The sequence below is a fragment of the Clostridium sp. genome, from assembly GCF_050717515.1.
Taxonomy (GTDB): Bacteria; Bacillota; Clostridia; order Clostridiales; family Clostridiaceae; genus Clostridium_AD.
Window position 1 is genome coordinate 40225 of sequence record NZ_JBOITL010000021.1, and the last position, 14703, is coordinate 54927.

The 14703-nt window shown below is 30.2% G+C and carries 10 protein-coding genes; 2 read left to right on the forward strand and 8 right to left on the reverse strand.

Going from position 1 to position 14703, the window contains the following annotated elements; genetic code table 11:
• Positions 1-9: 9 nt before the first annotated feature.
• Together ACREV6_RS06230 and ACREV6_RS06235 are read left to right on the forward strand one after the other, a co-directional pair.
• The gene (locus ACREV6_RS06230; RefSeq protein WP_431577144.1) at positions 10-1764 is read left to right on the forward strand and encodes an ABC transporter ATP-binding protein; all 1755 of its coding nucleotides are present in this window, start codon (positions 10-12) and stop codon (positions 1762-1764) included.
• On the forward strand, positions 1703-3490 hold the full coding sequence (locus tag ACREV6_RS06235; RefSeq protein ID WP_431577145.1) for an ABC transporter ATP-binding protein: 1788 nt from the start codon (positions 1703-1705) through the stop codon (positions 3488-3490). Before ACREV6_RS06230 ends, ACREV6_RS06235 begins: the two co-directional genes overlap by 62 nt.
• Positions 3491-3553: 63 nt before the next feature.
• On the opposite strand, the gene ACREV6_RS06240 is transcribed toward ACREV6_RS06235, so the two are convergent.
• The 8 genes from ACREV6_RS06240 to rbsD all read right to left on the reverse strand — a co-directional run bounded on the left by ACREV6_RS06240 (position 3554) and on the right by rbsD (position 14667).
• Positions 3554-6577: an insulinase family protein gene (locus ACREV6_RS06240; protein WP_431577146.1), complete on the reverse strand. Its 3024-nt coding sequence runs from the start codon at positions 6575-6577 to the stop codon at positions 3554-3556.
• 233 nt (positions 6578-6810) lie between these two features.
• Positions 6811-8304: a sensor histidine kinase gene (locus tag ACREV6_RS06245; protein WP_431577147.1), complete on the reverse strand. Its 1494-nt coding sequence runs from the start codon at positions 8302-8304 to the stop codon at positions 6811-6813.
• Positions 8294-8980, reverse strand: a complete 687-nt coding sequence (locus ACREV6_RS06250; RefSeq protein WP_431577148.1) for a response regulator transcription factor — start codon at positions 8978-8980, stop codon at positions 8294-8296. Before ACREV6_RS06250 ends, ACREV6_RS06245 begins: the two co-directional genes overlap by 11 nt.
• A 605-nt stretch (positions 8981-9585) precedes the next feature.
• Positions 9586-10584, reverse strand: a complete 999-nt coding sequence (locus tag ACREV6_RS06255) for a LacI family DNA-binding transcriptional regulator (RefSeq protein ID WP_431577149.1) — start codon at positions 10582-10584, stop codon at positions 9586-9588.
• Between the two features lie 243 nt (positions 10585-10827).
• Positions 10828-11736 (reverse strand): ribose ABC transporter substrate-binding protein RbsB, encoded by a 909-nt coding sequence (gene rbsB, locus ACREV6_RS06260; RefSeq protein ID WP_431577150.1) that lies wholly within the window; start codon positions 11734-11736, stop codon positions 10828-10830.
• A 20-nt stretch (positions 11737-11756) separates the two neighbouring features.
• Positions 11757-12686, reverse strand: coding sequence for an ABC transporter permease subunit (locus tag ACREV6_RS06265; RefSeq protein WP_431577151.1), 930 nt, complete (start codon positions 12684-12686; stop codon positions 11757-11759).
• Positions 12687-12726: 40 nt separating this feature from the next.
• Positions 12727-14232, reverse strand: coding sequence for a sugar ABC transporter ATP-binding protein (locus tag ACREV6_RS06270; protein ID WP_431577152.1), 1506 nt, complete (start codon positions 14230-14232; stop codon positions 12727-12729).
• Between the two features lie 39 nt (positions 14233-14271).
• Positions 14272-14667 carry a D-ribose pyranase gene (rbsD, locus tag ACREV6_RS06275; protein ID WP_431577153.1) on the reverse strand — a complete coding sequence of 132 codons (396 nt, stop codon included), beginning with the start codon at positions 14665-14667 and terminating at the stop codon, positions 14272-14274.
• Positions 14668-14703: the final 36 nt, after the last annotated feature.

Below are 14703 nucleotides of genomic sequence, written 5' to 3' on the forward strand. Positions count from 1 at the left end.
GAGAATTAAATGGGAAAAAGCATAATAGTGGAGTTTATTAAAAAACATAAAATATCATATTTTATTGGCATTCTATTTATGTTTTTAACATCTTATATTCAGTCGTTTTTTCCTAGAGTTCTAGGCGATACCATTGATATATTAGGAAGGGCTAATTTTAATTTAAGTCTTGTGAGAATCAAAATAGTATATATACTTTTAATTTCTACAGGCACCTTTATAAGTACTTATGCATGGAGAAATCTAATTGTAGTAAATGCTAGAAATCTTGAATGTCATCTTCGTGAAAAATTATATAATCACTTTCAAAAACTATCCCCAGAGTTTTACAATAAAAGAAAAACCGGAGATTTAATCGCTTACGCTATAAATGATATTTCTGCTGTAAGAATGACTTTGGGGCCAGCAACAGCCATGATAATTAATGGCATTGCTATCTGTAGCGTTTCTATATATTCCATGTCAAAGATTATGAATCTAAAATTCACTTTAATGATACTAATGCCAATTCCCTTTATCCTATTTTTCATGTTAAAAATAGGACGGCTTGTTCAAAAGCGATTTAGAGTGGTTCAAGAGAACTTTTCCTCTATATCTGGCAGCGTTCAAGAAAATATATATGGAATTAGAGTAATAAAATCTTATGTTCAGGAAGAAGCAGAGGCTGAGAAGTTTGAGCTATTAAATGATAAGATGATGGACTCTAACATTAATATGGTGAAAGTATCATCCTCCCTCTCACCTGTAATTGAGATTTCCTTTAGTATAAGCTTTGTTATGAACCTTATCATAGGTGGAAATATGGTGTTAAATGGAAATATAACTCTTGGTGATTTTATCGCTTTTAATGGATATTTAACCATGATTATGAGGCCTATAGTTTCCATAGGAAGAGTTATAAACATAGTTCAAAGAGGTATTGCTTCAATTAAAAGATTGGATGAAATATTTAAAGTAAACCCTAAAATTCAGGATGGAGTGAAAATGATAAGTACTGCTATTGATGGTGAAATAGAATTCAAAAATCTGAGCTTTTCTTATATAGGTTCTGACAAAAAAGCTTTGCAAAATATTAGCCTTAAAATACCTAAGGGTTATACCGTTGGAATCACAGGAAAAACTGGTTCGGGGAAAACCACCCTAGTAAACTTATTATTAAAGCTTTATGCATCATCACCAGAAGAAATATTTATTGACTCAGTTGACATAAATGACTATTGCCTACAAACACTTAGAAGGAGCATTGGTTATGTACCTCAAGATAATTTCTTGTTTTCTGCATCCATTAAAGAAAATATAAAATTTTTTAAGGATATATACACAGATAATGAAGTTGAAAAAGCTGCAATCATAAGTTCTATATATGAAAGTATTATGGATTTTCCTAAGGGATTTGATACCAACCTTTCCGAACGCGGTGTTAATCTATCCGGTGGTGAAAAACAACGTATTTCTATTGCCAGGGCCATAATTCGTGACCCATCAATACTAATTTTAGATGATTCTCTATCGGCTGTGGATACTATTACTGAATCTAAGTTACTTGAAAATATAAAAAAATGCAGACTTGGTAAAACCACAATAATTGTTGCCCATAGAATTTCCACAATAAAACATGCTGATTTAATTATAGTCTTAGATGAAGGTAGGATATGCGAAAATGGAACTCATAATGAACTCATAAAGAAAGGAGGACTATATTATGAAACCTACAAGTCTCAACATGAAGGGCTGCAAAAAAAATCAGAGTGGGAAGCTTCATAAAATAAATAGTATTAAAAGGCTTTTATCCTTAACAAAACCGTACCTTAATAAGATAATTTTAGCTGCACTATGTGTAATGATTGTAAATGCTGCGCAGCTTTTAAAACCCTATATACTAAAGCTTGTTATTGATGATTTTTTAATAAAGAAAATATCACAAAATGGTATGTACTCTATAACATCTATGGGTATATTATATTTTATTGTTGTTGCTATTGGTGGATTATCTTCTTTTACCCAAGTGAATTTAATAAATAGTGCTGGTCAGGAAATCATGAGAAATTTGAGAAGGAGAGTATTTAGAACCATACAATTTTTACCAATATCCTATCTCGATAAAACCTCCTCTGGAAGACTCATAACTAGAGCCACAAATGATGTAGAAGCACTAAGTGAAATGTATACTGATGTAATTATTAGTTTGTTTAAAGATGTTTTCTTACTTATAGGGATAGTGTATGCTATGCTTGCACTGGATGTAAAATTAGCTCTTATATCATTTTCTGTAGTTCCTATTATGTTTTTTATTATTTTACTTTTGAAAAATAAGATTAAGAGAAATTTTTCTAAAATGAAAAGCTTAATAGGTAGAATTAATGGATTTATGGCCGAGAACATTTCAGGCATGAAAATTATACAAATATTTACAGGAGAAAAGGAAAAAAATAATGAGTTCCTAAAATTAAACGGGGAGTATTTAAAAAGCACTTTATTTCAAGTTAGAATGAACAGTATATTAAGGCCTGCAGCAGATGTTTTCCAAAGCCTTGCAGTAGCAATTATATTATGGTATTCCATGAACAAAATTGCTAACCATACTTTAGAGATAGGTGTACTTTTCGCTTTTACGACTTATATAAAACAATTTTTTAATCCAATTTCTGATCTTGCGGATAATTATACTACCATTCAATCTGCATTGGTTTCTGCAGAAAGAATTTTTGAACTCCTAGATGAGGAAGACTCTCTTGAAGATTTAGATGAGGGTAGGAGCATTGAAAATTTACAGGGGGATATAGAATTTAAGAATGTATGGTTTTCCTATAATAATTCAGATTGGATATTAAAGAATGTGTGTTTTAAAGTTAAAAAGGGAGAAACTGTTGCTTTTATAGGAGAAACTGGTGCTGGAAAAACTACAATAATAAGTCTTATAAGCGGATTTTATAATATACAAAAGGGAGAGATACTAATAGATGGAATTAATATCAATGATATAAAAAAGAGGGATTTAAGAAAAGCTATATCCGTTGTGCTTCAAGATGTATTTTTATTTTCAGGAGATGTAAAATCAAATGTTATCTTAAATGATAATATTAGTGAAAATACCTTAATTAAGTCCCTTAAAACTACTTTTGCCTTAGACTTTGTAAATGGTCTGCCAGGTGGAATACATTCATCAGTTATGGAAAGAGGATCCACTTTTTCAGCAGGTCAGAAGCAGCTCTTATCATTTTCTAGGGCTCTTGCTCATTCACCCTCTATATTTATATTAGATGAAGCTACTGCAAATATAGATACACATACTGAAAAACTAATACAAAAGGTAATTGAAGAAATGGCTCAAGATAGAACCACACTTATTATTGCACATAGATTATCAACCATACGAAATGCAGATAAAATAGTGGTGCTAAAACATGGAGAAATTATAGAATTAGGAAATCATGATGAACTTATGCGATGTGGTGGCTATTACAAAGATATGATACAAGACGGGCATTGAACATTTTGTTAAAAACAACAGGCATTCCTAAATTAGAATGCCTGTACAATAACATTGATTTAATTAATCTAATATTCCACTTATTGAATCAAACATATTTTTATTTTCATCAATTTTTTCTTTTGAACCACCAACTACTAAGTTATAACCTTTAAATCCTTTTTCAATTTTTGAAACAAAAGCAGGAAGATCTTTTATTGTTGTTGCTAATACTTCTTTTCTAAGTTTCTCTTTTTTATTTGAATCATAAGGCGCTATTTTTTGAGTATCTTGAGTATTCACTTTAGCATAAACATCTTTTGGAGTGTCTAACTCTCCAATAATAGAAATAATAGCCGCTTCTATTTCTTCTTGAGTAGGTTTAAAATCCTTTAAATACTCTTCCATTTGCGTAATTTTCTCAACTGACTCTTTAAGTTTTGGATCACGGTAAGTATAGAACATGAAATTTCCATTTTCATACGCCCTTAATCCGCCGCCATATGCACCACCTTCAAGTCTAATTTTTTCATACATATATCCATTGTTAAGCATATTTGCAAAAACGTAATCTGAACCATTAACTGGACTATTAAATCCAAGTGATACATATTGCACCTCAGCTGGAATAATCATAGCAGTTTTAGTTTTATTTATTCCGAATGACCACTCTTCTTTTTTAATAGATTTTTCACTTAATGATTTTAATATTTCATCAATACCTTTTTCGCAATTTTTTATGCCTTTTAAATCTGACGCTACGGAAATTTTGCAATTATTTTTATTAAATACTTTTCCATAGATTGACCCTAGATTTTTGATTATATCATCATATGATTTTTCAAAGTCTTCATTAGCCTGTACTAATACTTTATATCCTTCATTATATTTTATATCTGATACTGCATTAGCTTTTGTCAAACTTGCTTCTAATCTTGATCTTACTACGTTAAAAGTATCTTCTGTTTTTTTATTAGAAAGTTCATTAACAACTTGCTCTAATTTTTCTTTAATATTTTCTTTATCATCAATTTTGGTGTTTTTAAGTTTTTCTATCATAATATTTGTCATTTTATCAGCATTTTCATTTAAAAAGATTGATTTCACAGTAAATAATGGATAATAATTATCCTTATCATTTTGGTCTTTAATTATTAACTCTTGCATGCCTATTCCAGTTGAATACAGAGTAATCATTTCTTCTATTTTATCTAATGTGTAATTCTTTGTGTTAGATGATAACATTACAGCTTTAAATAATTCTAAATAAGATAACTCCTGCTGTGTTAATGTAGATAAATCAAAATATAGTTGTAATTGGGTTGTCCCTTTTGAATCAACTTCATGTTCTAATACTTTAACACCAGTTACTTGCTTTTCAGTTACTTTATTTTCACTATTTTTAGATATTAAATCAGAAATTTTTAGTGATGGAAGGGTTTTTAGTGCTTGCTTATCTACAGGTTTTTTTTCATATTTAGCATAGTTATCAATTGATTTTTTAATTTCTTCAAATTCTTTTGCTTTCAAATTCTTTTGAATTTTTTCTATTTTTTCGTCAAGACTTGTATTAATTTTAGTCATAAATTGAGAATCCGGTTCAAAAGCTACTAAACTTAAATGATTGTTATTCAGCAAGTATTTATTTATAAGATTTTCAAAATATCTTCCTTGCATAGCTTCCTTTTTAATATCTTGTATAACATCACTATCATTAAGACGTAGCATAGGGTTATCCTGAGTAATAAAACCATTAATTATATTATACATAGTATTTTCCCCATTATTTACTGAAAGAAGGCTAACCTTTGACTGTAAATCCGAAGAATTAATAAGCGCCTCTATTTTTTCTTTTTTGAATCCATTTTCGGATGTTTCTTTTAAAGTAGTTTTTATAATATTCTCAAACTCATTTATTTTTTTTGAACTGGCACCTTCGAGAGTTATTGAAAATAAAGGTTGATAAAACCACGTATCTACTCCACTCGATAAATCTACCCCAAGTTTTTTATCTAATACAGCTTTTTTAATTGGTGCATCATCAGCCCCAGTAAGAAGCACGTTTAAAAGTTCTAATCCTAACCTATCCTTTTGATCTACATTATTTAGAACCATATTAAAAGTTAAAATTGAATCTTTATCTTTAGTTGCTGTACTATCTGCAGGGTAATTACTTATTTCTTTTTTAACTTCTTTAAATGGTACTTGAATCTTATCATCCTTAATTTGTGGTGATTTTTCATATTTGCTATAATAGTTTTTACTAATATATTCTAACTTACTATCAATATCCATTTTTCCATAAAGCATAATGCAAGCATTTGATGGATTGTAATATTTTTTATGAGTAGTAGCTAACTGCTCATGAGTAAGATCTATAATGTATCTTGGATCTCCACCTGAATTAAATTTATACTTAGTATCTGGATACATTAGTTTCTTTATTGTTTGACTGGCTTCATCAGTTTTTCCAGACATTGCACCTTTCATTTCGTTTAAAACAATACCATTACAGCTAAGATTACCAGTCTTTGCATCTAATGCATAACGCCAACCCTCTTGCATTAGTAAATTTGGCTCTGTTACAACTTTTGGTGCAAATACAGCATCAAGGTAGACCTCCATAAGATTTTGAAAATCCTTATCATTTTCACTAGCAATTGGATAACTAGTCCAATCTTGTCCTGTAAGAGCATTCATATACGTATTAACTGAACGTTTACCTATTTCTGTGAATGGAGATTTAAAATTAAATTTTTCCGAAGCTTCAAGCACAGTGTGTTCTATTATATGATTAACTCCTGTATCATTAGAGGTTGGTGTTTTAAACGTAATATCAAACCACTTGTTAGAATCATTATTTTCAATATAAACTAATTTTCCGCCATTTTTCTTATACACAAATTCATAAACCATAGAATTTAAATCTTTTGAAAAGGACTTTTTATCAAGTGTAAATCCATGATAATCCTTTGAAACAGTTACCCCACTATCCTTTATAGTTGTTGCTACTGCTATGTGTGTATAGCCCATTATAGAACATGCTGGTTGTATAAAAAGTAACCCGGCTACAACTACCGCACAAAATTTTTTAGACCTTTTTAGCATATCATCACCCCTTTGAATATATTTACTGTAATACTATTAAAATACATTTTACACTAAATTGCAATACAATTTATTTTTTTACTAATAAAAGCAGATAATAAGAGAAACTTTGTATTAACTATTCCCGCAGAAAAAATCAAAGCACATTAACTTCAATAAAAAGGAAGCAGAATAATTATAGTAAACTCACTATAATTATTCTGCCTCCTTTTACAAATTTCTCCAAGCTGTTATTATAACCCAGATTGTTTTGTTAAGCTAAAATAGAATTTAACGCCCATTTCTGTGTTTTCTACTCCACAGCTACCACCGTGAAGTAATATTATATTTTTAACTATTGAAAGACCTAAACCGGTGCCTCCAAGTTTTCTAGTCCTTGATTTATCAATTTTATAGAAGTTATCCCATATCTTGCTTGTTTCCAAAATATCAATTTTGTTTCCGCTATTTTCTACTTCAACACAAATAGTATCTTCTCTATTTATCATGGTTACTGTTATAGCCCCACCCTCCTGGGTATGTCTTATTGCATTAGTCATATAATTTGTTATTACCTGTTCTATTCTATTCCAATCTGCATTTATTTTTATATCTTCAATAAAATTTACTCCTAATTTAATTTGTTTTTCATTAAGTAGGGATGAAAATTTCCTAGTAACTGATTTTACAAGTTCATGAAGATTGAATTCCTCTTTAGTCAATTTAAAATTTCCTGATTCTAATTGAGATAAATCCAACATATCTGATACTAAACTGTTCATTTTTCTAGATTCATCCATAATTACATCAATGAAATATTGTTTTTCTTCCCCTTCTAAAACATCGTCATTTAAAGCTAGGGTATACCCTTCTATGAGGGTAATGGGTGTTTTAAGCTCATGAGAAACCGCTGCTACAAAGTCTTTTCTCATCTCTGTTAATTTTTTTTCTTTTTCAATATCCTTTTCTAATTGTGTATTAGCATCTGTAAGTGAAGTTAATGCACCATTTAAATTCTCTGATAGAAGATTAAGTGAAGTAGCCAGAGCACCTATTTCATCTTCACTTTTAACCTCACATTTTTCTGTGAAATCAAGCTTCGCCATTTTAGACGCTGTTTTAGTGATTTTTATAAGTGGCTTTGCAATCATATTTGAATAAAAGAAAGATAGAATCAAAATAGTAATTAGGGCACCTATATAAAAATACAAATAAAATTCCCTTATCACTTGGACTGCTTCATTTACTGGCTGCAGCGAAGAAAACGCACACACAGTTTCATCTTTCTTTTCATCATATAATATTCCTGCTACACTATCTGCCATATCAGGGTTTTCCCGCATAATAAAAATAAAAGGTTTTTTATAACCTTTAAATTTAGTAATGCCACCCCGATTTTCTATTTCAGATGACATTATTTGATTCATCATTCTAGCTTTTATGGAGTCTTTTCTTATATCATTTTTTATAAGATATTTTGAATTTCCTAATCTATCTCGTATAATTATTTTATAATTATTCTCTTCTTCAAAAGAACTAATTAAACTAGTCTCATCTTTATTATTTTGGAGCAAACTATATTGACTTTTGAATTTAACAAGATTAGTTTCAAGATTGTCTACTTTCCATTTTCTATAAAACTGCTCGAAAAACTGAGACTGAACTATCAAATTAGTAGTTATAAAAATTACGAAAACTATAGAGGTTATAGCAAAAAGCTTTCTAGTAATGCTCTTTTTACTTTTCATTTTTAACCTCGAATTTATATCCAGCACCTCTTATAGTTGCTATAAGGTAAGATTTTTCGCCTAGCTTTTCTCTTAATCTTTTTATAACAGTATCCACTGTTCTTAAATCTCCAAAGTAGTCAATACCCCATAGTGCATCTAATATTTTTTCTCTACTTAATACAATTCTTTTATTGAGTATAAAATAATTTAGTAGTTCAAATTCCTTTGGGGATAAATTAATTTCAATATTGTCTACAGAAACCTCATGGCTTAAATTATCAACTACAAGTCCATCAAAGCTATCTCCTTCATTGAGAATAACCTCGGTGCTATGAGTCCTCCGTATAATCGCTTTTACTTTAGCAACTAATAGCTTTGGAACAAAAGGCTTAGTGACATAATGATCTGTGCCGAGTTCAAAACCTAATAATTCGTCATCTTCTTCAGATTTTGCTGTGAGCATTATAATTGGAATATTGGAGGTTTTCCTTATTTCCTTACAGACGTCCCAGCCATCCATAATAGGCATCATTACATCTAGAATAATCAAATCCACTTTATTTTTATTAAATATACTTACAGCTTCATTTCCATTTTCAGCTTGTAAAATATTATATTGCTCCTTTCTTAAATAAATTGACACAAGATTTCTAATTCTTTCTTCATCATCTACTATTAAAATGGTTTCATTCATATAATTTTCTCCTTTATTAAAATCTTTCGTAAATCAGATAATCTTTAAGTTTAAATGCTAATTTCTAACTCTACTTTATATTATATTATAATACCATCAATAATCATAATTTATTATGTTTTACTAATATGAAAACTTCCTCTGCAAAAGGTGGTTCACAGAGGAAGTATAAATTAGTATATTAAATTCAACTATTTTGCTGGTATGTTAATGGCTCTTTCCTTTAACTATATATTAAAGGAATATCATGGCACTTAAATGGCAAACATGTTAACAATCCATGAATAGAGTTAGAAAGGTTCTATTCTTCATATTTATATTCATACATAAATAACACCTCCAAACATTATATTTTGTACTAAATCAGACTATTTCAAGCATTCTTAATCAAATTATAATAATTGCACTATCCATGAGTTAATAAAATTTTTAGAGCGCGTATCAAGCCAGTTAAATATAACTCCTATGCTAATGTATTAACCAGTCGTTTTTTTATTAAAAAGTTTATTAAAATCAGCAATTTATGAAAAATATTGTATTATATTTCCAAGGAAATAAATGAAATAATTATTTCCACAATTGCTGAGATTGTCTTTAATAAAAATTTATGTAGTTCCTCTAATAATAAGTTCTGTTTTAAAGTAAACTTGTTTTTCAGTAAGTAGCTCTCCATTTATTACATCTATTAAGATACTGCAAGCTTTTTTTCCCATCATATATATAGGCTGTGATATTGTTGTAAGTTCTGGCTCAATAATTTCTGATATATGAATATTGTCAAAGCCAATAATTGAAATATCTCGTGGAATTTTATAGTCATTTCGGAGTAAAATTTTCATTCCTCCTAGTGCCATCATATCGTTACTATAAAAAATGGCATCTAAATCCTGAAAACAACTTATTATTTTTTTTGTAGCTATAATACCACCTTCAACATTAAAGTCTCCTTCAAATATATACTTTTCATCATATATTCCATAATTTTTCATTGCATCGATATATCCTTCTAATCTTTGCTTAGATATTTCTACATCCTCTCTCCCCTTTACAAAAACTATTTTACGGTTTCCCTTTTCATATAAGTATTGAACACCATCTATTACCCCCTGCTTATTTAAACAAAAGACTCCGTAATCATCCTTATACCCTTCAATATATCTATCAACTAATACAAAAGGAACATTGTTGTTCTTTAGTATGGTTATACTTTCATTACTTTTACCGCCTGACATAAAAATAATGCCATCGATAAGTTTACTTATAAGAAGTTCAATATATTTTTGTTCCTTCTCTATGTCATTATCAGTGTTACATATTATCAAATTATATTCTAATCTCTCTGCCTCATCCTCAATAGCTCTTACCATTTCTGAGAAAAACGGATTTGTAATATCTGGAAGTATAATTCCTATAGTACCGGATTTCTTGGTGCTAAGGCTTCTAGCTATAGAATTGGGAATATAGCTCATTTCCTTAGCAATTCTTAGTATTTTTTTTCTGGTTACCTCACTTATACTAGAATCCTTCTTATTCATAACCATTGAGACTGTGGCCTTTGAAACTCCAGCCATTTCTGCTATATCCTTCATTGTAACATTATTCATAATTTTCCTCCGATTTTAAGTGAATAACCATTAGTGTATAATAATCTAGAATCCAATGATATCATTCCATGCTATTACTCTATTTAAAAACCATTTTTAAATTTTAATTAATAAATATAATTATATAAAATTATACCAAAATATGCACTGTATTGAAATAGTTAATAAAATTATAACCCAGAGGACATTCCCCTGGGTTATAATTTTATATATTTTATTATTGGGGAAATAATATTTTCTTTTTTATTTTTTTATAAGCTGAAGTTCTACTGGAATTTCTTTTGCAACTGTTTCCCCTTTTGCAATTTTAATAGCATTTTCTACTGCAACTGATCCCATTAAATCAGGTTTTTGTGCTATAGTAGCTGCCAGTTCTCCACTTGCAACAGCTGCTTTTGCATCAGCATTACCGTCAAAACCTACAACAATCACTTTTTTATTTGCGGCTTTAGCTGCTTTTACAGCGCCTAGTGCCATTTCATCATTATGTGCAAATATTGCATCAAAGGCAGGAGTGGCTTGAATAATATTTTCAGTAACGTTTAATCCCTTTTGTCTATCGAAATCTGCTGCTTGACTAGAAACAACTTTAACTCCATCTTTTTTATCTACTATATTATGGAATCCCTTACCCCTATCTCTTGTTGCAGAGGCTCCTGGAATACCTTGTAATTCTACTAAGTTTCCTTTACCATTTAATTTTTCTAATATAAATTCTGCTGCCATTTCTCCACCTTTTATATTATCAGATGCAACGTGACAAGTAACTTCTCCACCACTGGCTTTTCTATCTACAGTTATAACTTTTATTTTATTATCATTTGCAACCTTTATTGAGTTTGCAACTGCATCACTGTCCGTTGGATTTATAATTAAAGCTGCTATTCCTTGTTGAACTAAATCTTCCACATTAGATCTTTCCTTTGCAGCATCGTTTTGCGAGTCAAGAACTACAATTTCATACCCCAGTTCCTTAGCCTTCTTTTCTGCTCCTTCTTTCATTGATACAAAGAATGGGTTATTAAGAGTTGAAACCACCATTCCAATTTTCTTTCCACCCTCAGCGGCCTTTTTTGTTCCACAACCAGCAACTGTTCCCATAATTAGTAGGGTTGATAATGCCATTGATAGTAATTTTGTTCTTTTTTTCATTTGAATCATCCTCCATTTTTTTATTTATTCTTTTTTTCAACCATTACGGCTAGTAGAATAACTAAACCCTTAACTATTGCTTGATAAAAAGGTGATACATTCATAAGATTCAATCCATTATTAAGTACACCTATTATTAATGCTCCTATTATTGTACCAACTACACTTCCTTCTCCACCAGCTAAACTAGTACCACCGAGAACTACAGCTGAGATGGCATCTAGTTCGAACCCTACTCCAGCATTTGGAGAAGCAGAACCTATTCTACTAGTAACAATTATTCCGCTTAAGGCTGCAGCTGCTCCACTGATAACATATACAAGGGTTTTAATCTTATCTGTGTTAATACCGGATAATCTTGCTGAGTCTTCATTTCCACCTAGTGCATAAAGATATCTACCATATCTAGTTTGACTTAAAATATAAAATGCTATACCAAATACTATAATAGTTAATATTACTGGAATTGGTAGTCCTAAAAGCATTTTATTGCCTATGCCGGAAAAACTTTGTCCTAGTCCTGAAATAGGCGTCCCATTTGTGTACACATAAGTTACACCTCTGAAGATAGTCATTGTAGCGAGTGTAACTATGAAAGCTTGTATTCTACCTTTAGAAATAAGGATACCATTTATAAAACCTATTGCAGAGCCAATAGCTAAAGCTACAATTACTGCTAAATATACGTTACCTGTTGACTTTATTATGCTTGCAGCAACAGCACCACTCACTGCAAGTATAGACCCTACAGATAAATCAATTCCTCCTGTAAGAATTACAAAAGACATTCCTATAGCTATAACTGCATTTACTGAAACTTGAGTAAATACATTTTTAAGATTTGGTATGGTTAAAAACCTAGGTGTAATAAATGATATAACTATACATAATATCAAAAGACCTATTAGTGATTTATATTTTAAAAGCGTATTCTTTAAATTATTTTTCACAATATAAACTCCTTCCTCTATACGGGCTCTATTTAAAACGTTAATCTGTTATGCCCACCGCATATTTCATTATTGCTTCTTGCGTAGCTTCTTCCCGAGATAGCTCACCAGCTATTTCTCCTTCATGCATGATTAAAACTCTATCACATATTCCAAGTATTTCAGGCATATCAGATGATATCATAACAATTGCTTTTCCCATTGCTTTTAATTCATTTAAAACATCATAGATTTCCTTCTTAGCGCCTACATCTATTCCTCTAGTTGGTTCATCTATAATTAATACCTTAGGCGCAAGCATAAGCCATTTAGCTAATATAACTTTTTGCTGATTTCCACCACTTAAATTCTTAATTAATTGCTGGGCACTAGGAGTTTTTATAGCAAGTTTTTTTATATATTCTTGGACTTCTTTACCTTCTTCTGCTTTATTTATACGTTTAGCTCCATTTTCATATTTTTTAAGATTAGCTAATGTCATATTGCTTGCAACTGACATACCTAGAATAAGACCCTCTTTTTTTCTGTCTTCTGAAAGATAGCAAATCCCATTTTTAATAGCATCTTTAGGTGAACAAATATTAACTTCGGAGCCATCAACAAATATTCTACCAGAAGATTTTTTATATTCTCCAAATATAGTTTTTGCTGTTTCAGTTCGCCCTGAACCCATGAGTCCTGAGATTCCTAGGATTTCACCACTCTTTGCTTCAAAACTAACATTGCGAACCTTTTCAGCAAAGCACAAATTGTCAACTTTAAGAATAGCCTCCCCCTTAGATGATTTCTTATATGGAAACTGTTCTTCCAGTTTTCTACCAACCATCATTGATATTAAATCATCTTTAGTAATGTCTTTTGTCTTAACCTCGCCAATATATTTACCATCTCTTAAAACCGTTATTCTGTCACAGATTTGAAATATTTCATCCATTCTATGGGAGATGTATACAATACACATATTTTTACTTTTAAGATTGTTAATTACTTTAAAAAGATTATCTGTTTCAACATCAGTTAACGCAGTTGTAGGTTCATCCATTATTATTATTTTCGAGTTTTTGGAAAGTGCCTTTGCTATCTCTATTAACTGCATTTCACCTACGTTTAAATCTTTAACTAAGGTATCCACATCAATACTGAAACCAATATCTTTAAGTAAACTTTCTGATTTATCTTTTAGCTCTTTTTTATTTATTCTTCTTGTTATTCCATTAAATCCTTCATTCCCTAAAAATATATTTTCCCATATAGTTAGATTAGAAAGAAGACTTAGTTCTTGATGAATAATTCCAATTCCATGTTTTTCCGCATCTTTTATACCTTTTATATCTACTTCAGATCCTCCGATAATAATACTTCCGGAATCCTTATTATAAACTCCACTTAAAATCTTCATTAAAGTAGATTTACCTGCTCCATTCTCTCCCAGTAGAGCTAAAACTTCTCCACTATAGGCGTTTACTTTAACATCTTCAAGAGCTTTTACACCCGGAAAGTATTTTGAAACATTTTTCATCTGAAGTAGAGGCTGTATGTTATTCATTTAATCTCCTCCTCAAAACTCACTTAAATTGAACTATAATTAAAATACAACTCCTGATTTTAGTATTACATTTGCATAGGGTGTTTGTTCACCTGTTCTTACTACTGCTTTACACTCTTTTAACTGAGATTTTAGTTCCTCGTGAGTTATAAATGTGATTTTTACATCTCCAACTGCTTTTTTTATTTCATTAAACAATTGAGGACTAACTTCAAATGTCTCTGTAGCAATTATTACTTCCTCTATTTGAAGTTCTGTTAATGTAGCTGTTAAAGTTTCAAGAAAGCCTGGTATATTTTTAATTAATGCAATATCTATTCTTTTTGTTTCATCTGGTATAGGTAGACCGCAGTCCCCTATAGCTAAGGTATCAGTATGTCCCATTTTAGATATTACTTCAGATATTTGTGAATTTAGTAATGTGGTTTTTCTCATGATTATACCTCCTTCTAGTAATTCCTTCATGTATGA

What these genes read in the sequence shown, in the direction of transcription:
- ACREV6_RS06230 (WP_431577144.1), top strand. Translation starts at nt 10, where the DNA reads ATGGGAAAAAGCATAATAGTGGAGTTTATTAAAAAACATAAAATATCA.
- ACREV6_RS06235 (WP_431577145.1), top strand. Translation starts at nt 1,703, where the DNA reads ATGAAACCTACAAGTCTCAACATGAAGGGCTGCAAAAAAAATCAGAGT.
- ACREV6_RS06240 (WP_431577146.1), bottom strand. Translation starts at nt 6,577, where the DNA reads ATGCTAAAAAGGTCTAAAAAATTTTGTGCGGTAGTTGTAGCCGGGTTA.
- ACREV6_RS06245 (WP_431577147.1), bottom strand. Translation starts at nt 8,304, where the DNA reads ATGAAAAGTAAAAAGAGCATTACTAGAAAGCTTTTTGCTATAACCTCT.
- ACREV6_RS06250 (WP_431577148.1), bottom strand. Translation starts at nt 8,980, where the DNA reads ATGAATGAAACCATTTTAATAGTAGATGATGAAGAAAGAATTAGAAAT.
- ACREV6_RS06255 (WP_431577149.1), bottom strand. Translation starts at nt 10,584, where the DNA reads ATGAATAATGTTACAATGAAGGATATAGCAGAAATGGCTGGAGTTTCA.
- rbsB (WP_431577150.1), bottom strand. Translation starts at nt 11,736, where the DNA reads ATGAAAAAAAGAACAAAATTACTATCAATGGCATTATCAACCCTACTA.
- ACREV6_RS06270 (WP_431577152.1), bottom strand. Translation starts at nt 14,232, where the DNA reads ATGAATAACATACAGCCTCTACTTCAGATGAAAAATGTTTCAAAATAC.
- rbsD (WP_431577153.1), bottom strand. Translation starts at nt 14,667, where the DNA reads ATGAGAAAAACCACATTACTAAATTCACAAATATCTGAAGTAATATCT.